The following is a 19263-nucleotide window of genomic DNA, read 5'->3' on the forward strand; positions in this document are numbered from 1 at the left end:
GGAGTTCCCATGCTCGTATATCCGGTAAAACATAGTCCATTACTGCGTCAGCCTGAGCGCTTTATCGCTCGCGATGAGCTTAAGGGATTAATCTGTAAGATGACTGACAATCTGATTAATATCAGCGACGAAACCGGAGAGTTCCTGCTGCGCTTGGATGATGGGAGAGTGATTGATACCAAAGGTTGGGCTGGCTGGGAGTGGACGCACGGTATTGGCCTCTACGGCATTTATCAGTATTACCAGCAGACCGGCGATCAAGCGATGCGCGCCATTATTGATGACTGGTTTACCGAGCGCTTTGCCGAGGGAACACCGACTAAAAACGTGAACACGGTGTGTCCGTTTCTGACACTGGCTTATCGCTATGAAGAGACTCAAGATCCGCGCTGGCTGCCTTACTTAGAACGCTGGGCCGAATGGGTGATGTATGAAATGCCGCGCACCGAACGTGGTGGCATGCAGCACGTCACGCTGGCAGAAGAGAATCATCAACAGCTGTGGGATGACACTCTGATGATGAGCGTGTTGCCGTTGGCAAAAATAGGCAAACTGCTGAACAAGCCTGAATATATTGAAGAAGTGAAGTATCAGTTCTTGGTGCATACCCAGCATCTGATGGAGCGTGAAACCGGTCTGTGGTTCCACGGTTGGACGTTTGAAGGCCACCACAACTTTGCCAAAGCGCGTTGGGCGAGAGGGAACAGCTGGTTGACGATGGTGATCCCTGAATTTATCGAACTGCTGGATCTCCCTGAATATGACGCCACGCGACGTTTCTTGATTCAGGTACTGGAAAGCCAAGTTTCAGCATTGGCGAAATGTCAGGATGAAAGCGGTTTATGGCATACCTTACTCGACGATCCTGATTCCTACGTTGAGTCGTCGGCCACCGCCGGATTTGCCTACGGCATTCTCAAAGCGGTGCGCAAACGCTATATCAGTGCAGACTATGCGCACACGGCGGAAAAAGCGGTGAAAGGTGTGATCAAGCATATTAATGCCGAGGGTGAATTAACTAACGTATCGTTTGGTACGGCGATGGGGCGAGACTACGACTATTATCGCCAGATTCCGCTGACGTCGATGCCATATGGTCAGGCGATGGCTATTTTATGTTTGTCAGAATATATGCGCGTTTATCTGTAACGTTTATTCACTGAGAAGTAGGTCAAAAACGGGTGCCGGTGAGAGAAAAATCACCCGCGCCCGTTTTATTATGCGAGTTTCACGTTTCAGCAGCGGCCCGATTCCTTGAGGTAGCGGTCACAAAAATGGTAAGGTTTAGTGTTTTTGAATTTTATAAAAAATAATTTAAGAGGATTTACGCGATGCGTATCATTCTGCTTGGCGCTCCTGGCGCGGGTAAAGGCACTCAGGCACAGTTCATCATGGAGAAATACGGCATTCCGCAAATCTCTACGGGTGACATGCTGCGTGCAGCAGTGAAAGCCGGTACCGAACTGGGCAAAAAAGCAAAAGAAATCATGGATGCGGGCATGCTGGTAACTGATGAACTGGTTATCGCCTTGGTTAAAGAACGCATCACTCAGGAAGATTGCCGCAATGGTTTCCTGCTAGATGGCTTCCCACGCACCATTCCTCAAGCTGATGCTATGAAAGAAGCGGGCATCAACGTTGATTTCGTACTGGAATTTGATGTTCCTGACGAGCTGATCGTTGAACGTATTATCGGTCGTCGCGTACATCAGGGTTCTGGCCGTGTTTACCATATTAAATTCAACCCACCTAAGGTTGAAGGTAAAGACGATGTGACCGGCGAAGAACTGGTTACCCGTAAGGACGATCAGGAAGAAACCGTACGTAAGCGCTTGGTTGAATATCATCAGCAGACTGCTCCGCTGATCGGTTACTACAGCGCAGAAGCCGCAAACGGCAAGACTAAGTACGTCAAATTAGACGGTACTCAGTCTGTTGCAGCCGTTCGTGCTGAGCTGGAAACTATCCTAGGCTAAGAAATAAGAACGATTTTAGGCGAGTTTGGCCTAGAAACGATGAAAGGCGGCTAATAAATAGCCGCCTTTTCTATATCCACCTTTTGATGGTGTTGACCAATAAGAGTAATTGGTTGGGATTTGCAGCATTTTGGTTACAATATCAAAACTTCCAATCTATCAAGATAATGCATAACCGAGGGCAGCATGAGGCAAGAAAAGTTCGGCGTACTGTTAGTTAATCTGGGCACGCCAGAGGCTCCAACCTCGTCAGCGGTTAAACGTTACCTAGCCGAGTTCCTCAGCGATAAACGCGTGGTCGATGTTTCTCGCCTGATCTGGTGGCCGGTTTTAAACGGTATCATTTTGCCGATCCGCTCTCCTCGCGTCGCCAAACTGTATCAATCCGTCTGGATGGATGAAGGCTCGCCGCTGATGGTGTATAGCCGTCGCCAGCAGGCAGCTTTGCAGGCACGTTTGCCTAATATTCCGGTTGAATTGGGCATGAGCTATGGTCAGCCCGCGCTGAAAAGCGCAATTGATAAACTGCATGATGCCGGTGTCGATCGCATTATTCTGCTGCCGCTTTATCCGCAATATTCCTGTTCGACGAACGCCGCGGTGTTTGATGCGGTTGCCCGGCATTTTGCTCAGATGCGCCGTATTCCGTCGCTAAACTTTATCCGTGATTATGCGGAGCATCCTGCTTATATCGCGGCGCTGAGCCAGACGATTAAAACCAGTTTTGCCCAACATGGCGAACCTGACATGCTGCTGTTCTCATTCCACGGTATTCCACAGCGTTATGCCGATCAGGGCGATGATTATCCGCAGCGTTGCCGTGTGACTACCCGCGCAGTGGCCGATGCATTAGGGCTTAGCGCTGAGCGTTACATGATGACTTACCAGTCACGATTTGGCCGTGAACAATGGCTAACTCCCTTCACTGACAAAACGATTGAACAGCTTCCCGCTAAAGGCGTGAAGCACCTTCAGGTTATCTGCCCAGGATTTTCCGCCGATTGTCTGGAAACGCTTGAAGAGATCAAGGTGCAAAACAAAGAGTTCTTTATCGAAGCGGGGGGAACGCAGTTTGAATATATTCCTGCGCTCAACGACGACGCGTTGCATATCGAACTGTTTTATCAGCTGGTGATGGAGCAGATGACGCGCCCTGCGTGATCGCCATTGGCTAAAGTTAATCGTCAGAGTCTTGGGCTCTGACGATTAAGCAAGTGATGTGTTAGAATTCTCGGCTTCCCGTTAATAACAACGCTTCATAACTGCTGACGACACTGATGAAATTCCCTGGCCAACGCAAATCTAAACACTACTTTCCTGTAAACGCGCGCGATCCGTTGTTGCATGCAACGCAAAAAAGCGAGATTGATACCTCCTACGTGGTCGGCATCGACCAAACGCTGGTGGATATTGAGGCGAAAGTCAGCGACGAATTTATTACCCGTTATCGTCTGAGTCAGGGACATTCTCTGGTGATTGAAGACGATGTTGCGGAAGCGCTGTATCAAGAGTTGAAAGATAACGAACTGATCACCCATGAGTTTGCCGGTGGCACTATCGGCAACACCATGCACAACTACTCCGTTTTGGCTGACGATCGTTCCATTTTACTGGGCGTGATGTGCAGCAACGTGAAAATTGGTAGCTATGCCTATCGCTATCTGTGTAATACCTCCAGCCGTACCGATCTCAACTATCTGCAAGGCGTTGATGGCGCGATTGGTCGCTGTTTCACCTTAATTAGTGAGAACGGCGAACGTACCTTTGCTATCAGCCCTGGAATGATGAATCAGCTGCGTCCTGAAAGCATTCCGGAAGAGGTTATTGCTGGCGCTTCTGCACTGGTGTTGACGGCCTATTTGGTGCGCTGCAAACCGGGCGAGCCGATGCGCGATGCCACGATGAAAGCCATTGAATACGCGAAAAAGCACAATGTACCGGTGGTGTTGACGCTGGGGACTAAGTTTGTGATTGCTGACGATCCGCAGTGGTGGCGTGATTTCCTGCGCGATAACGTCACAGTTGTGGCGATGAATGAAGAAGAAGCTGAAGCCTTAACTGGATTAAGCGATCCGCTTGCCGCATCAGATAAAGCATTGGAGTGGGTTGATCTGGTTCTGTGTACCGCGGGGCCGATTGGCTTATATATGGCGGGTTACACTGAAGAAGAAGGCAAACGTAAGACTCAGCATCCATTGCTGCCGGGTGTTATTCCCGAATTTAACCTGTATGAATTCAGCCGTCCGATGCGCAAAAGCGCCTGTGAAAATCCGTTCAAAATTTACTCGCATATTGCGCCATACATGGGCGGCCCTGAGAAAATCATGAACACCAACGGGGCTGGCGACGGTGCTCTTGCCGCCTTGCTGCATGACGTGGCTGCCAACGGTTTCCACCGTACCAACGTGCCAAACTCCAGCAAACATCAGCGTACTTACCTGACGTATTCTTCGCTGGCACAGGTCTGTAAATACGCGAACCGCGTGAGTTATCAGGTGCTGAACCAGCATTCACCTCGTCTAACGCGCGGCCTGCCGGAACGAGAAGATAGTTTGGAAGAGTCGTACTGGGAGAGGTAAGTGGTTATCTCTGCTGATTGATTTATGTCGCTGGAGTGTAACGTTCCGCCCGCCAGTCAATATCGAGCATTATTGCCACATCAGTGAAGGCGTACGGGCAGAGACCACCAGCGCGTGGTCTCTGCACTCGCGCGCTTTTATCCGAGATGCCATCTCCGCTCTGGTTTGGTATCGTCCATCCAGGGCGTCCCAAACTCCGCCGGTACATCCCTATACCGGCGGCTCTCCCTGCCAATACTTAAACTAAAAACCAGACACGCGTTTTGCTTTAACTTTGACTTTTTTCGGCACGTTGTTCTTCAGCCAAATCGAGGAGTGTAGGCTAGGATTCGCCGACAGGGACGTCGGCGAAAGAACGGAGGAGCCAGGATGGCGATTGCCGTTCGTTCCGTTAAAGCCGGAGTGACGAGATGCGGGCACCTGCGAAGCAGGCTGAAGGGCGGTGCCAAGCTGGGGAGTCGGGGGGCAGCGATTGGCCCCCCGACTCGGACGCCTGTAAGGTGTATATGTAGATTTCGGTGTATTAGGCGTACGAAACCTACACAGTTCTCATTCAGATCGGGCACTCCTGCATCTTATCCGCATCCGTCATCTTATCGACCTGTAGCAATTCCAGCATGCTGTTGGCAATTTCACGCTCTCCCATCACCACCTGATTGGCGCCACGGTCTGAAATGTAGGCCACTTCATCGTCGTAGTGCGCACGGGCAATAATATCCAGCGTATCGCGTTTGGTTCGGGCGAAGGCCACAATTTCACCGGCTTCATAGCCGTTCGGAATGGTGAGCAGCAGCCAGCGTGCGCAGTCAATTCTTGCCAGCTCCATGATTTCAGGATTAGCCGCATTCCCTAGCACGGCATGAATGCCTTGCTCACGCAGCGCTTCAACGCGTGGGCGTGAGTTCTCGATAACCACCAAAGGAACGCCCGCATCGTGTAGCTTAGCCCCAATCAGGCTGCCTACGCGCCCGTAACCAACCAGGAGCACGTGGTTGCATAGGTCAACGGGGATCTGCTTCTCTTCTTCCTCTGTGACCTCTTGTAGGCTCTGATCTTCGATAGTCTCGGTTTTGGCGAGATAGCGTTCTAACAGCGTAAAGAGCAGTGGGTTAATCATGATGGAAAGGATAGCGCCCGCCAGCACCAAATTCCGTCCTTCTGGCGACAGCATATTCAACGAGATGCCTAAACCCGCCAGAATAAAGGCGAACTCACCGATCTGCGCCAAGCTCACTGAAACGGTTAGAGCAGTACGCTTGGAGTAACCAAACATTTTAACCAGTAAGAACGCAGCAACGGATTTACCAAAGACGATAATCGCCAAGCAACCCAACACCGCCAGCGGCTGTTCAACCAGAATCATCGGATCAAACAGCATCCCCACCGAAACAAAGAACAGAACCGCAAAAGCGTCGCGCAGCGGAAGCGTGTCGTGAGCGGCGCGATGGCTAAGCTCAGACTCGTTCAGAACCATCCCGGCAAAGAACGCGCCCAGCGCGAAGGAAACGTCGAAGATTGCTACTGCGCCATACGCCACGCCCATCGCCAGTGCTAAAACGGAAAGCGTAAACAGCTCGCGAGAACCGGTGCTGGCGGTTTTTGCCAGAATCCACGGCACCACACGGCGACCCACCACAATCATAATGGTGATAAAGGCCACGACTTTACCCAGCGTAATACCCAGCTCGATCAGCAGGTCTTTGAGCTGCATATCTTGGCCTTCGCCCATAATTCCAGCAAAAGCAGGTAGCAGAACCAGCGTAAGCACCATGGCGAGATCTTCAACGATCAGCCAACCAATGGCGATTTGGCCGCGTTGGCTGTCAATCAACTGCCGCTCTTCCAGAGCGCGCAGCAACACCACGGTACTCGCGGTGGATAAACATAAGCCAAACACTAAACCAGTCACTAAATCCCAACCCAACAACGACGAAAGCCCCATACCCAACAGCGTCGCTACGGCAATTTGTGCAATAGCGCCGGGTATGGCGATATTTTTAACCGCCATCAAATCTTTTAAGGAGAAATGCAAACCAACGCCGAACATCAGCAGGATAACGCCAATTTCGGCCAGCTCAGGGGCAAGCGAGGTGTCTGCCACAAAACCGGGGGTGAATGGACCAGCAAGCACGCCTGCAACGAGATAGCCCACCAATGGGGATATTCGCAGACGATTTGCCAGCATACCTAAAAGAAAGGCGAGAACTAAGCCTCCAACGATTGTCGTAATAAGCGGGGTTGAGTGATGCATCTAGACTCCTTCTAGCACTGCACGAACAGCTAAATAATTAATACCCTTCTTAACTTGAAGCAGCGCTGGATAGCTCGCCGCAACTTCAATTAATGTGTGTATAAATCCGGCGTTTTCCACTCTTTTATGGCAATCAATGTGTATTGGTTGAGTGAAACCCACAGGTATCTGTAATAAGTTTATTGTATTTATCGGAATTCTGCTGAGTTAATTTTGGGAAATAGGTCTGAATTTAGAAAAAAACGCGCCAACGGCAGTAAAGAGAGGTTTTGTGATACGACCGCATGCAGCACGCGGCTTTGAGGAAAAGCAAACCCGACCAATCCTACAGGATAAGTCGGGTTATTAAGTCTAATTAGCGTCTTTATGTTCTATATTTGGCAATAAGGCCGTCAAGATGCCGAGTAATGGTAGGAATGCGCAAATCTGATAAACCAAGTCGATGCTGGTTAAATCGGCAACATAGCCTAAAACTGCGGCACCTAAGCCACCCATACCAAAGGCAAAACCAAAGAAGAGGCCTGATACCATCCCAACTTTGCCTGGAATCAACTCTTGCGCGTACACCAAGATGGCTGAAAACGCTGAGGCCAGAATTACACCGATAATCACGGTTAAAACCCCAGTCCAGTAAAGGGATGCATAAGGTAAAGCCAGCGTAAACGGTGCAACGCCTAGAATAGAGCCCCAAATAACATATTTACGTCCTATCTTATCGCCCAGAGGCCCGCCAATAATGGTTCCGGCGGCAACGGCAAACAGGAAGGCAAACAAATGTATTTGCGCACTTTGTACTGAAACACCGAACTTATGGATAAGATAAAAGGTGTAATAGCTGCTAATACTGGTGAGATAGAAGTATTTCGAGAAAATCAGCACCAGCAGTATGGATAAGGAAATCACCACGGTACGGCGTGGAAGCACTTTCACGTTGCCGTGGCCTTTAGGCTTACCTTTGCTTTGTCGGGTTTGCTGCTGATACCACTTGCTGACCTGAAGCAAAACAACGATAGCCAGCAGCGCCGCTAGAGAAAACCATGCAATATTTCCCTGACCATAAGGTGCAATGACCGCTGCCGCTAGCAAGGGGCCCAGCGAGCTACCAAAGTTACCGCCCACCTGAAACACCGACTGCGCGAGGCCGTGGCGTCCGCCAGAGGCCATACGTGCGACACGAGAGGACTCTGGGTGGAAAATAGACGACCCTGTACCCACTAATGCGGCGGCGATCAGCACAATTTCAAAACTAGGCGCAACGGAAAGCAGTAAAAGCCCCGCTAAGGTGAAGCCCATGCCGATTGGCAGGGAGTAGGGTTTCGGATGCTTGTCAGTGTACATACCGATCAACGGTTGCAGCATAGAGGCAGTCAGTTGATAGGTCAGTGTGATAAGGCCTATTTGTGCAAAGTTCAGCGAAAACTCACCACGCAAAATAGGGTAGATCGCCAGAATCAGCGATTGAATCATATCGTTTAGCAAATGGGACACGCTGATAGCGCCCAGAATGGAAAACGAGGTGCGATTGACGGGCTTTTGTGTCACGGAGTCGGACACCGGATCGATGCGGTCAGTCATAGTCTGTTTTTATGATTTCGTCAGTTAAGGAGCTATTTATGCAGGCAGATAAATAGGGATAGACATCACGCTAACAATGACAAAGTTTATCATTCTTGGTCAACCGTTGTTTTTACCTTCCGATGGACTATTTACCGGATATTGAGCCTAAATGAACGGCGTAATTTGAAATGGCTCGCAAAAAAATGAAAAGATCTCCTTATCTTGCCGTTAGAATTTTAGACTTGGTATCACACACAGTGATTTGAATTTGATAATCATAATAATGAGAAAGTCTTTGGGATGATGAATATGACGACACGGAGAATCCGTATGAAATTGGCTTTAAAAGGCAGTGCATGTGCGTTAGCGGTCACTCTGGCAATGGTGCCTACGTGGGCAGCAGCATGGGAAAAAGATAAAACCTATAACATCACCATTCTGCATACTAACGATCATCACGGCCATTTTTGGCAGAACGCTAACGGTGAATATGGCTTAGCGGCACAAAAGACGCTGGTGGATCAGATTCGCCATGAAGTGGCTGCGCAGGGCGGCAGCGTGTTGTTGCTTTCCGGTGGCGACATTAATACCGGCGTTCCTGAATCAGATTTACAGGATGCCGAGCCTGATTTTCGTGGCATGAACCTCGTGGGCTATGACGCGATGGCTATCGGTAATCATGAGTTCGATAACCCACTGTCGGTCCTGCGCCAGCAGGAAAAATGGGCCACGTTCCCGTTACTTTCCGCCAATATTTATCAGCAAGGTACAGAAAAGCGTCTGTTTAAACCGTATGAAATATTCGATAAGCAAGATATCAAAATTGCGGTAATTGGCTTAACCACCGACGATACGGCCAAAATTGGTAATCCTGAACTGCTGAAAGGTATCGAGTTCCGCGATCCCGCTGTAGAAGCAAAAACGCTGATCCAGCAGATCAAACAAAATGAAAAACCGGATGTGATTATTGCCGCCACCCATATGGGACATTATGACAACGGCAACCACGGTTCGAACGCGCCGGGCGACGTTGAAATGGCGAGAAAATTGCCAGCGGGGTATCTCGATATGATCGTCGGCGGCCACTCGCAGGATCCTGTGTGTATGGCATCTGAGAACAAAAAACAGGCCGATTATGTACCGGGAACGCCGTGCGCGCCCGATCGTCAAAATGGAACGTGGATCGTACAGGCGCATGAGTGGGGGAAATACGTTGGGCGTGCTGATTTCAGCTTCCGTAACGGTGAGCTGACTTTGCAACACTACCAGCTCATTCCGGTCAATTTGAGTCAGAAAGTGACGAAAGACGATGGCACGACGGAACGCGCTTACTACACCCACAAGATTGACGAAAACCCGCAGATGCTCAAGCTGCTAACGCCGTTTGAAGAAAAGGGCAAAGCGCAGTTGGAGGTTAAGGTCGGCAGCGTGGATGGCAAATTGATGGGCGATCGTAGCAAAGTACGCTTCGAACAAACCAATATGGCGCGTTTACTGCTTGCTGCACAGATGGAGCGCACGCAGGCAGATTTAGCCGTGATGAGCGGTGGAGGAGTACGAGATTCCATTGAGCCGGGTGATATTACCTACAAAGATGTGCTGAAGGTTCAGCCTTTTGGCAATCTGGTGGCCTACGTCGAGATGAACGGCCGCGATCTTGAAAAATATCTGGCGGTAGTTGCTAATAAAAAAGTCGATTCTGGCGCGTATGCGCAGTTTGCTAACGTGAGCCTCGTGGCCGACGGGCAAGGTGTCAGCGATGTGAAAATCAAGGGAGCACCTTTGCAGGCAGACAAAACGTATCGTTTAGCTTTGTTGAGTTTTAACGCCACCGGCGGCGATGATTACCCTATCGTGAGCGATAGACCAAGCTATGTGAACACGGGGTTTGTCGATGCTGAAGTGCTGAAGCAGTACATCGAAAAACACTCTCCGCTTAAAGTCGCAGACTATGAGCCGAAGGGCGAGATTGTTTATAAGTCGGCGAATTAATCTGTAGAAACCAAGCTGATTCAGAGGGTAGATTTCTGCCCTCTGACCAGCACAAAGATCGCGGTCACCTAAACTTCCACCAGTCTAGCCGTCTAGATGAGAAAATTATTATTTGAAAATAGTTCTTGATAAGCAAGGGTGGGTGTGAGTAAATAGCGTTATCGGTTTGAAACACAGACCTTATGAACGCAGTTTTAGTAAAGCAGTCCTCAGTTCAAGCGTTATCCGCATAGATACCTCTTCTTCTTGTGAGTCTTCTCCTAAGTGCTAAGTAAGAACTTTTCAATAAGTAACTCTTTGAAGACGACCACCTTCGCTGCACGATTTATATGAATCATAGCGGCACACAAAACAAATAAAGGAAGTATCTATGTCTAATAAAATGACTGGTTTAGTAAAATGGTTTGACGCTGGTAAAGGTTTTGGTTTTATCTCTCCTGAAGATGGCAGCAAAGATGTATTCGTACATTTCTCTGCAATCCAGAGCAACGATTTCAAAACTCTTGATGAAGGCCAAAAAGTTGAGTTCTCTATCGAGAACGGCGCTAAAGGTCCATCAGCAGTAAACGTTGTTGCGCTGTAATAGCCAACAGCCATCGCAGTAATCTCTGAGTTACTGTGAACCAAGAACCCGCCTTGTGCGGGTTCTTGCGTTTCTAAGGATTGTCATCTTCCGTTTTGCAGCACTTTTACTCTAGTTATCAAATATCTATTTTCATTTGTGGCGCAAATGTTATCGCTGTCACGGTCAGATGAAATAAGAGTGACTAAGATGCCAAACAGGAGGAAACACACTGATGAAGAAAATTGTTTTAGCGACGTTAGTTGGTTTATTAGTTTCTGGTTACGGCATGGCTGCCGACGATCACTATCTTAAATATGAACAAGCCCCCGACAGCTTAAAGCTGTTACCACCGCCGCCGTCTTACACCAGCATTGATTTCTTGAGCGATAAAGCTCATTACGATGAAGGTAAAGCGCTGCGCAGTACCGAACGTGGTAAACAGGCTTATGATGATGCAGATGTGTCTAAAGATAGCTTGGCGAGAAATTTCTCCACCGCTTTTGGCATTCCTATTTCTAAAGAAAAAACCCCTGAGACTTTCACGCTGATCACGACGATGAAAGAAGATGCGGGTGAATACGCCACGCGTTCCGCGAAGCAGCACTACAATCGTGTGCGTCCTTTTGCTTTCTATAAAGAAGCAACCTGTCGCCCAGAAGATGAAAAAGAGCTCTCCACCAATGGGTCATATCCTTCGGGCCATACCACGATTGGCTGGTCAGTGGCGCTGGTGTTAGCGGAAGTGAACCCGGCAAGACAGAATGAAATTCTCAAGCGTGGTTATGAGCTTGGGCAAAGCCGTGTGATCTGTGGTTATCACTGGCAGAGCGACGTCAATGCTGCGCGTGTCGTAGGAAGCGCGGTTGTTGCCACTCTGCATAATAACCCAGCGTTTGAAGCTCAGTTGGCGAAGGCCAAGGCTGAAGTGCAAAAGCTAAATACTCAGAACTAATCCTGCCTTAAATATTTAACGAGTCTTGCCGCATGCGAGGCTCGTTAATCTCGCTTGGCAATTTCTGCAAAGCTGCCGCTGGTCATACGGCTAAGATCCTGAGCCGCAAGTTCGATATCCAGACCACGCTTTCCGCCTGAAATAAAGATCGTGGCAAATTCTTGAGCGCCGCTGTCGATCACGGTAGGTAAACGTTTCTTTTGCCCAAGTGGACTAATGCCGCCAACCAAATAGCCCGTTACGCGCTGAGCGATCTGAGGATCGGCCATATCAGCCTTTTTAGCCGACAACGCTTTAGCGACCTTTTTTAAATCCAGCATTGAAGCAACCGGCGTAACTGCAACGGCTAAATTCTTGCTATCGCCGTTGAGCGAAACGAGCAGGGTTTTGTAGACCTGTTCGGCGTTCAAGCCTAATTTACGGACGACTTCATCGCCGAAATTAGTTTCGTCGCTATCGTGGTGATACTGATGGAGAGTAAAAGGAACCTTGTTTTTTTCAAGAAGAAGAACTGCGGGAGTCATTTTCTAAGCCTCTACGATGACGAATCACGCAATGATAGCGCTGTTAATTCGCGGAGTCAGTTTCGGAGAGTTATTTATTCGTGCGTTATATGCATTAGTGCAACACCATGTGATGAATAACCATTGCCAGAATCACTGCTGCATTGTTAATCTATGCGGGAAACTACAGGGGCAAACGCCATGTTTGCACTTGTAGCATAACGATAATAATGAAATTCCTCTTTGACTGGCCAATAGAAATATTGGCCATTTTTTTCGTCTAATGAATCACATACGGCGCCAGCAGCTCGGGCAAGTTTCCTTCGCTGTAAAGGTGCAATGCGCCAACCGCCACCACATAATTTCCGGCCGGCAGCGTGAGCAACATTTTTTGCCATTTGTGATTTCGTTCGCCCATCAGAATCTGATAAAGATCGTCACTAAAGGTCGCAGGTAACTCTGTCGTTGCCATAGATTCCTTGGGTGAAATCCACCAGCCGATCAGCGTTTGCAGCAGTCGAGCGTTAGTATGCCAGTGTGCCAAGGTATCTTTTAACAGGACGATCCCGTTGTCGGGCAGCGCATGCAGCAGCGCCATTTGGGTGTCGGCACCTTCCAGCTCAATGGTTTTTAGCGACGTTTGCTGGGCAAAGCGCAGCATTTGATAGTCGATACCATATTCAGAACGCAAACCGAGCTGGTGCGCCTGCTGTGCCTGAAGGGTCAACGCCGTTCGCCACGCCGGATAATGTTGAATCGCGTTAGCGGGAATGCCGGTTTCCTGACAGCGTTGTAAGACTTGCTGCCAAAGCTCTGGTGAAAGCTGTGACTCCAACGTTTCAGCGACTTCAGCGGTATCAAACGAGGGCGATGCTTGGGTTATGTCCGCTTCAACAATCAGCGCATCCGCGCGTTTAAGACGCTGAATTAATGCCGCGGGTAGGGGCGACATGTTTTCAGTGCCCATGTGAATACTTCCCACCAGATGCAAGTGGATACCGCCTTGAAGGTGGATATCAAGCGCTGGATAGGCATAAGTGGTTGTCGGAATAATTCCCAACCAGAGAGCGAGTTTTCGCAGCCATTGAGTCATAAGTCACCTTTGCCTTTTTTTCTATGCTACGTGCAGTGTGGCGGTAAAGGCAAAAAAAAAAGCACTGAAAATTCGATGCTTTTTGTGTCTTTTCATTGCTCTCGTCCTTTTTCATTGTCCATTTCATTGCCCATATAGTGGGTTCGTGAACTGGCTGAAAAAGATGCAAGATCACGCGTTTGGCTCAAAGCGGCTACACAAAATGTGAAGCTCAATTCGACCGAATATGATAAAAGTTATCATTATCAAAAAAACTTAAAGAGGGAATACTATGCCTGGATACCGCTACCGCATCACCGTTGAGCCGATTGCCGATCGCAAAGGCGACCCGATTGATAAAGCGCCAATCAGCTTTGAAGTTGAAAACCATGATGAGATTTTATCTATTGTCGAAAGATTGGGCGCCCGAGAGGATTTACCGTTCACCGGCGATAAATCGAAAGCTTTTGCCGTTGGTTTAAAACTGTTTTCTGAGTCGCTGTTGGAGAACCGTAAACACCCGCTGTTTGACGACCTGCGTGATTCATTCCGCGCTTTTATGATGACCTTAAAAGGTATCAAGCGCGGTGAGAGCGCCGAAGAAGCAAAAGAAGAGCCAAAAGAAGGTTAAAAATTAGAGCATAAACCGGTAACCCACGCCGGTTTCAGTCAGTAAATGCTTGGGGCGTGCAGGTTCAGCTTCTAGTTTCTGCCGTAAATGCCCCATATATATCCGCAGGTAGTGGCTGTGCTCAACGTAGTTTGGCCCCCAAACCGTGCTAAGCAGCTGGCGCTGCGTGAGCACTTTCCCCGCGTTGGCAATAAGCTCAGTCAGTAAACGGAACTCCAACGGCGTGAGGTGTAAGTCCTCACCGGCTCGAGAGACTCGGCGGTTGATCAAATCCACTTCAACGTCTGAGAATTGAATCAGCGGGCTTTCCTGATTTTGCTGAGCATGCCGACGCAAAGAGACGCGCACCCGTGCCAATAACTCCGCCACGCCAAAGGGTTTACTCAGATAATCATCGGCTCCGGCGTCGAGTGCTAACACCTTGTCCGACTCCTCGCTGCGAGCAGAAAGCACAATCACCGGAATCGAACTCCACTGGCGTAAATCGCGGATAAAATCCAGCCCATCTCCATCCGGCAGACCTAAATCGAGAATAATAAGATCCGGTTTGCGCGTGCCTGCTTCGATCAGTCCACGCTGTAATGTATCGGCGTCGAAAACCCGCCAGCCTTCATTCTCAAGCGCAGAACGAACAAAGCGGCGGATCTCTTTTTCATCTTCAACGATGAGTACATTTATCGGAGTTTGATTCACGTTATCTCTCTGTTTCGCCGCTCGCTGTTTCTCAAGAACTTGGATGATCAAGTTCATCCTCAATATCAGGCGGTGCTTCTAGCGGTAGGGTGAAGTGGAAACAGGCCCCACCTTGGGCAATATTTTCTGCCCATATTTTACCACCGTGTACTTCTATAATGGCACGACAAATGGCTAAGCCCAAACCGACGCCGGGAATAGCCGACTCTTTATCGCCGCGGGTAAACTTATTGAATATCAGCTGCAGCTGCTCGGCGGGAATACCGTTGCCGCGATCTTCAATTTCTACTTCTAGCCAATCTTCTGAGGCTTTGGCCCGAATCGCTAAGGGCGATTCCAATCCAGCATATTTCCCCGCGTTTTCTAGCAGGTTTTGTATCACACGCTCAATCAAGCTGCCATCGCAGTTCACCAAGGGAAGAGCTGCGGGTAAATCAATGGTGAGCGGATGTGAGTTCAGCATCGGTTCTAACGTATTAACGGCGCTGCCTACGATTTCCTCCAGCGATTGCCACTCTTTGCGCAGGTTAAATCCGCCGGACTGAATGCGTGCCATATCCAGTAAATTATTCACTAGCCGAGTGGTGTTGAGGATCTGCTGGCGAATTTGATTAGCCTGTTGGGCATGCGGCGATTTTTCAGCGGCCAGATCGAGCGTTAAAATTTCAGCCTGACCAAACAATACGGTGAGCGGGGTTCGTAGGTCGTGCGAAAGGGCGGCTAACAGCGAGTTTCGGAGTTGTTCGCGCTCAGTGTCCATACGCGCACTCGCCGCCGTTTGAGCCAGATGCAAACGCTCAAGCGCGCTGGCAATCATCACCGCATAGGTTTGTAACAGACGCTGCTGTTCCGGCACCATCAACTGGCGCATGTTCATGGGTTCGATAGCTAACACGCCAAAGGTCTGCTGTGGGGTGCTTAAGGGCAGTAGTTGATAGGGAACACCGGGCAGCGTATCGGTGCCAGCCCCTGCCGGTTGCTGCTTATCGAAACACCAGTGTGCAATAGCAAAATCAACGCCCGATACCCCTTCCTGCGGCGGTGTTACCTGAACTAACGGCGTATCATCGCTGGGAATTAATACTGATGTCCGTGCGTTGAAACTGCTGTTAAGAAAATAGCTGCCGCTGCGAGCGATATCCTCATTTGTGATGGCATTGCTCAGGGCTTTGGACAGTTCATACATATGGCGTGCACGCTGCTCGCGATAACGTGCCACTCGTGCCTGATAGCGCACACCGGCGGTCAGATTACCAATCACGATCCCAACGGTTAACATCACGCCAAAGGTCACGAGATACTGAACATCGCTGACCGCGAACGACCACTGAGGTTGGATAAAAAACAGATCGAAACTGGCAACGCTCACCACGGCGGAGAGAACCGAAGGCCAGCGGCCATAAAACAGCGCCACGATCACAACCCCCAGCAGATAGACCATCACGATATTGGCCTGATCGAAGTTGGGGAAAATCATTCGTGCCAGCAGCGTGATCAGCGCACACAGGGCAATGGCAACCAGACAACCGCGAATTTGCACCCGCCATTTTTCGCTGAAAGGGCGACTATCGGACTCTTTGCTGGTGGTGCGAGGCTTGTCTTCAACGGCGACGATAATTAAATCCAGATCCGGCCCGAGTTTAGCCAGCCTGTCAGCAAAGCTTTCATGCCACCACCAACGTCGCTCTTTCTTATTGCGTCGGCCAATAATAATCTTTCCGAGATTATGCTCACGGGCGTAGCGCAGAATGGCTTTTTCTTCATTCGGATCGGATAGCGTGGTGGTTTCCGCGCCTAATTCTTGTGCCAGTTTGACGCTGCGTAAAATGGCCCGCCGCTGATTTTCCGGCAATCGATGCAGACGCGGTGTTTCCACATAAACCGCATGCCAGATACAGCCAAGGCGAGCCGCTAATCTAGACGCGGTGCGAACCAGCTTGTCGTTATCAACGTTGTGGCCAATACACAGCAAAATGGCATCGCGAGTATGCCAAACGCGTTCTTTATCTAGGCTATTACGAAACTCGCGCATTTGCTCATCAACGCGGTCTGCGGTGCGACGCAACGCCAATTCGCGCAGGGCAATCAAGTTTCCTTTACGGAAAAAGTGCTCAATGGCTCGCTCTGCCTGCCCTGGAATATAGACTTTTCCTTCATTGAGACGCTGACGTAAATCGTCTGGCGGTAAGTCCACCAGCACGATTTCACTGGCGTCATCGAAGATGCGGTCAGGCACGGTTTCGCGCACGCGAATGCCGGTTACGGAACCGACAACGTCATTGAGGCTTTCAAGATGCTGCACGTTTACGGTGGTGAGCACGTCGATGCCCGCATCCAGCAGCTCTTCGACGTCTTGCCAGCGTTTAGGATGACGCGAACCGGCGGCGTTACTGTGCGCCAGCTCATCCATCAGGATCAGCGCAGGGTGGCGAGCCAGCGCCTGATCGAGCGCGAATTCCCGCACTTGACGACCGCGATGATGAATTCGCTTGAGGGGCAGGATATCCAGCCCCTCAAGCTGCGCGGCCGTTTCCGCTCGGCCATGGGTTTCCACCACGCCAACCAGCACGTCTAAGCCTTGGGCACGAAGGCGCTGCGCTTCTTGCAGCATCGCGTAGGTTTTTCCAACGCCAGCGCAGGCGCCGAAAAAGACTTTTAGTTTTCCGCGAGGTTTTTCGCAAACCTGAGCCAGTAAGGTATCTGGATCGGGGCGGCGCAGCTCTTCATCGTCTAGCATGTCGTTCTCTTTATGATCGGGCTTTTGGCATTATGAACGCGTGTTAGATGCATTGTGGGGCAATAATGCATCCAGTGCCATGTTCAGTTCTAATACGTTAACCACCGGCTGACCAATAAACTGCGGCAGGCTGTATTGGGTGTTAGCGGCGATCAGCTTCTCAACGCTGGCCTGTGGCAAATTGCGTACTTTGGCGATGCGTGCCGCCTGATAATAAGCCGCCTGCGGTGAAATGTGAGGATCTAATCCACTGGCTGAGCTGGTCATCAGATCGACCGGAATCGCCGCTGGCGCTGCGGGATCTGCCTGACGCAATAGTGCAGCGCGCGCCTGCAAATTTTTATCCAACTGTGGATTCGATGCTGCCAAATTGCTACCGCCGGAAGCCTGTGGGTTATAGGCTGCGTCAGCGGTCGCGGATGGACGATCCCAAAAGTATTTAGGCTGAGTAAAGTTTTGGCCAATCAAACGTGAACCCACGATGACGCCATCGTGTTCAATCAACGATCCTTCGGCCTGAGAGTGAAACATCACCTGCGCTAACCCCGTGGTCAGCAACGGATAGGCTATGCCGGTGATGGCGGTCAAAATCAGCATCATCATGATAGAGGGACGTAGTAGAGACATTATCTGATCCTTTTCCCCTTCATACTTGAAGCGGTATCTGCGTTGGCTGCGTTCATTCACCCGAATCACTTACTAGAGTAAGCTCATCGGGATGAACTCGCTTGCCGCCTTGATACCACTCCAATTATTTTGGGGATGTTAAAGTATTACTGCTCTTTTGAGCGGTTCTATATGGACTAAGCCAAACCACAAACGGTCAGCAACATATCGATCAATTTGATCCCGACAAACGGCACTAACAGCCCGCCTGCGCCATAAACCCATAAATTTCGACGCAGCAATGCGCTGGCGCTTAGCGGTTTATAGCTCACGCCTTTCAACGCCAGCGGGATCAAGAACACAATGATCAACGCGTTGAAAATAACCGCTGACATAATGGCTGACGCCGGTGACGTTAGGTGCATGACGTTGAGCGCATTCAACTGAGGATAGGTGGCAGCAAAGGCCGCAGGAATAATGGCGAAATATTTCGCCACGTCATTGGCGATGCTGAAGGTGGTTAGCGAGCCACGCGTCATCAGCATCTGTTTGCCGATATGCACCACTTCAATCAACTTGGTTGGGTTAGAGTCTAAATCAACCATGTTGCCCGCTTCTTTGGCGGCCTGAGTACCTGAGTTCATGGCAACCGCCACGTCGGCCTGTGCCAGCGCTGGCGCATCGTTGGTGCCGTCGCCGGTCATGGCCACTAAGCGACCTTCGGCCTGATACTGGCGGATCAGCGCCAATTTGGCTTCGGGCGTAGCTTCCGCCAGAAAATCATCCACGCCAGCTTCGGCCGCAATAGCCGCAGCGGTTAAGCGGTTATCACCGGTAATCATGACCGTTTTGATACCCATGCGGCGTAGCTCGGAGAATCGCTCTTTAATGCCGCCTTTAACGATATCTTTTAGCGCGACAACGCCGAGAATTCGCCCATCCTCTGCCACTACCAGCGGTGTGCCGCCGGTACGCGCAACGCTTTCCACGCGCTCATCAACCGCACGTGGGAAGTGGCCTTGGTTAGATTCCACGTGGCGGCGTATCGCATCCACTGAACCTTTGCGGATCATTCTTCCCTGTACGTTCACGCCGCTCATGCGGGTTTGCGCCGAGAAGGGGACAAAGGTTGGGGTCGTCTCAGAAAAC

Annotated in this window: 15 protein-coding genes and 1 pseudogene; 8 read left to right on the plus strand and 8 right to left on the minus strand. The window is 50.1% G+C overall.

The annotated features are described in order from the left end of the window. The first annotated feature begins 9 nt into the window (after positions 1-9). From bglB to DSM2777_RS11945, 4 genes are all read left to right on the plus strand, one after another. Positions 10-1149: a beta-galactosidase BglB gene (gene bglB, locus DSM2777_RS11930; RefSeq protein WP_061554065.1), complete on the plus strand. Its 1140-nt coding sequence runs from the start codon at positions 10-12 to the stop codon at positions 1147-1149. Positions 1150-1331: 182 nt separating this feature from the next. After that, positions 1332-1976, plus strand: a complete 645-nt coding sequence (gene adk / locus DSM2777_RS11935; protein ID WP_025799917.1) for an adenylate kinase — start codon at positions 1332-1334, stop codon at positions 1974-1976. 186 nt (positions 1977-2162) lie between these two features. Continuing rightward, the gene (gene hemH / locus DSM2777_RS11940) at positions 2163-3137 is read left to right on the plus strand and encodes a ferrochelatase (RefSeq protein WP_061554066.1); all 975 of its coding nucleotides are present in this window, start codon (positions 2163-2165) and stop codon (positions 3135-3137) included. 116 nt (positions 3138-3253) lie between these two features. Continuing rightward, a complete protein-coding gene (locus tag DSM2777_RS11945; protein ID WP_043494968.1) occupies positions 3254-4555 on the plus strand; it encodes an inosine/guanosine kinase in 1302 nt (433 codons plus the stop codon). A gap of 553 nt (positions 4556-5108) precedes the next feature. Here the strand turns inward: DSM2777_RS11945 and ybaL are convergent. Together ybaL and DSM2777_RS11955 are read right to left on the minus strand one after the other, a co-directional pair. Continuing rightward, positions 5109-6806, minus strand: coding sequence for a YbaL family putative K(+) efflux transporter (gene ybaL, locus DSM2777_RS11950; protein ID WP_061554067.1), 1698 nt, complete (start codon positions 6804-6806; stop codon positions 5109-5111). 351 nt (positions 6807-7157) lie between these two features. Beyond that, the gene (locus tag DSM2777_RS11955) at positions 7158-8381 is read right to left on the minus strand and encodes an MFS transporter (RefSeq protein ID WP_025799909.1); all 1224 of its coding nucleotides are present in this window, start codon (positions 8379-8381) and stop codon (positions 7158-7160) included. A gap of 312 nt (positions 8382-8693) precedes the next feature. Here DSM2777_RS11955 and ushA point away from each other — a divergent pair, with 312 nt between their 5' ends. The 3 genes from ushA (at position 8694) to DSM2777_RS11970 (ending at position 11872) form a co-directional block, all read left to right on the plus strand. After that, on the plus strand, positions 8694-10355 hold the full coding sequence (ushA, locus tag DSM2777_RS11960; RefSeq protein WP_061554068.1) for a bifunctional UDP-sugar hydrolase/5'-nucleotidase UshA: 1662 nt from the start codon (positions 8694-8696) through the stop codon (positions 10353-10355). Between the two features lie 370 nt (positions 10356-10725). Beyond that, on the plus strand, positions 10726-10938 hold the full coding sequence (gene cspE / locus DSM2777_RS11965) for a transcription antiterminator/RNA stability regulator CspE (protein ID WP_004091792.1): 213 nt from the start codon (positions 10726-10728) through the stop codon (positions 10936-10938). Positions 10939-11152: 214 nt separating this feature from the next. Beyond that, on the plus strand, positions 11153-11872 hold the full coding sequence (locus DSM2777_RS11970) for an acid phosphatase (RefSeq protein WP_025799904.1): 720 nt from the start codon (positions 11153-11155) through the stop codon (positions 11870-11872). 44 nt (positions 11873-11916) lie between these two features. On the opposite strand, the gene ybaK is transcribed toward DSM2777_RS11970, so the two are convergent. Both ybaK and DSM2777_RS11980 read right to left on the minus strand, forming a co-directional pair. Then, a complete protein-coding gene (gene ybaK, locus DSM2777_RS11975; RefSeq protein WP_025799902.1) occupies positions 11917-12396 on the minus strand; it encodes a Cys-tRNA(Pro)/Cys-tRNA(Cys) deacylase YbaK in 480 nt (159 codons plus the stop codon). 259 nt (positions 12397-12655) lie between these two features. Further along, entirely contained in the window at positions 12656-13468 is an 813-nt protein-coding gene (locus tag DSM2777_RS11980) for a TraB/GumN family protein (RefSeq protein WP_061554069.1), read from the minus strand. Positions 13469-13739: 271 nt separating this feature from the next. Between DSM2777_RS11980 and DSM2777_RS11985 the strand changes: the two genes are divergently transcribed. Beyond that, a complete protein-coding gene (locus tag DSM2777_RS11985; protein WP_061554070.1) occupies positions 13740-14078 on the plus strand; it encodes a DUF3861 domain-containing protein in 339 nt (112 codons plus the stop codon). 3 nt (positions 14079-14081) lie between these two features. Here the strand turns inward: DSM2777_RS11985 and kdpE are convergent, their stop codons facing one another. The 4 genes and pseudogenes from kdpE to kdpB form a co-directional block, all read right to left on the minus strand. Next, complete coding sequence (kdpE, locus tag DSM2777_RS11990) at positions 14082-14771, minus strand: two-component system response regulator KdpE (protein ID WP_040045709.1); 690 nt, start codon at positions 14769-14771, stop codon at positions 14082-14084. Between the two features lie 31 nt (positions 14772-14802). Next, on the minus strand, positions 14803-17508 hold the full coding sequence (gene kdpD / locus DSM2777_RS11995; RefSeq protein WP_061554071.1) for a two-component system sensor histidine kinase KdpD: 2706 nt from the start codon (positions 17506-17508) through the stop codon (positions 14803-14805). A gap of 30 nt (positions 17509-17538) precedes the next feature. After that, the gene (gene kdpC / locus DSM2777_RS12000) at positions 17539-18135 is read right to left on the minus strand and encodes a potassium-transporting ATPase subunit KdpC (protein WP_061554072.1); all 597 of its coding nucleotides are present in this window, start codon (positions 18133-18135) and stop codon (positions 17539-17541) included. A 176-nt stretch (positions 18136-18311) separates the two neighbouring features. Beyond that, a pseudogene (kdpB, locus tag DSM2777_RS12005) lies at positions 18312-19247 on the minus strand (potassium-transporting ATPase subunit KdpB); the annotation flags it as partial. Between the last annotated feature and the right edge of the window lie 16 nt (positions 19248-19263).

This window comes from Obesumbacterium proteus (assembly GCF_001586165.1).
GTDB classification, from domain to species: domain Bacteria; phylum Pseudomonadota; class Gammaproteobacteria; order Enterobacterales; family Enterobacteriaceae; genus Hafnia; species Hafnia protea.

What these genes read in the sequence shown, in the direction of transcription:
- bglB (WP_061554065.1), top strand. Translation starts at nt 10, where the DNA reads ATGCTCGTATATCCGGTAAAACATAGTCCATTACTGCGTCAGCCTGAG.
- adk (WP_025799917.1), top strand. Translation starts at nt 1,332, where the DNA reads ATGCGTATCATTCTGCTTGGCGCTCCTGGCGCGGGTAAAGGCACTCAG.
- hemH (WP_061554066.1), top strand. Translation starts at nt 2,163, where the DNA reads ATGAGGCAAGAAAAGTTCGGCGTACTGTTAGTTAATCTGGGCACGCCA.
- DSM2777_RS11945 (WP_043494968.1), top strand. Translation starts at nt 3,254, where the DNA reads ATGAAATTCCCTGGCCAACGCAAATCTAAACACTACTTTCCTGTAAAC.
- ybaL (WP_061554067.1), bottom strand. Translation starts at nt 6,806, where the DNA reads ATGCATCACTCAACCCCGCTTATTACGACAATCGTTGGAGGCTTAGTT.
- DSM2777_RS11955 (WP_025799909.1), bottom strand. Translation starts at nt 8,381, where the DNA reads ATGACTGACCGCATCGATCCGGTGTCCGACTCCGTGACACAAAAGCCC.
- ushA (WP_061554068.1), top strand. Translation starts at nt 8,694, where the DNA reads ATGAAATTGGCTTTAAAAGGCAGTGCATGTGCGTTAGCGGTCACTCTG.
- cspE (WP_004091792.1), top strand. Translation starts at nt 10,726, where the DNA reads ATGTCTAATAAAATGACTGGTTTAGTAAAATGGTTTGACGCTGGTAAA.
- DSM2777_RS11970 (WP_025799904.1), top strand. Translation starts at nt 11,153, where the DNA reads ATGAAGAAAATTGTTTTAGCGACGTTAGTTGGTTTATTAGTTTCTGGT.
- ybaK (WP_025799902.1), bottom strand. Translation starts at nt 12,396, where the DNA reads ATGACTCCCGCAGTTCTTCTTCTTGAAAAAAACAAGGTTCCTTTTACT.
- DSM2777_RS11980 (WP_061554069.1), bottom strand. Translation starts at nt 13,468, where the DNA reads ATGACTCAATGGCTGCGAAAACTCGCTCTCTGGTTGGGAATTATTCCG.
- DSM2777_RS11985 (WP_061554070.1), top strand. Translation starts at nt 13,740, where the DNA reads ATGCCTGGATACCGCTACCGCATCACCGTTGAGCCGATTGCCGATCGC.
- kdpD (WP_061554071.1), bottom strand. Translation starts at nt 17,508, where the DNA reads ATGCTAGACGATGAAGAGCTGCGCCGCCCCGATCCAGATACCTTACTG.
- kdpC (WP_061554072.1), bottom strand. Translation starts at nt 18,135, where the DNA reads ATGTCTCTACTACGTCCCTCTATCATGATGATGCTGATTTTGACCGCC.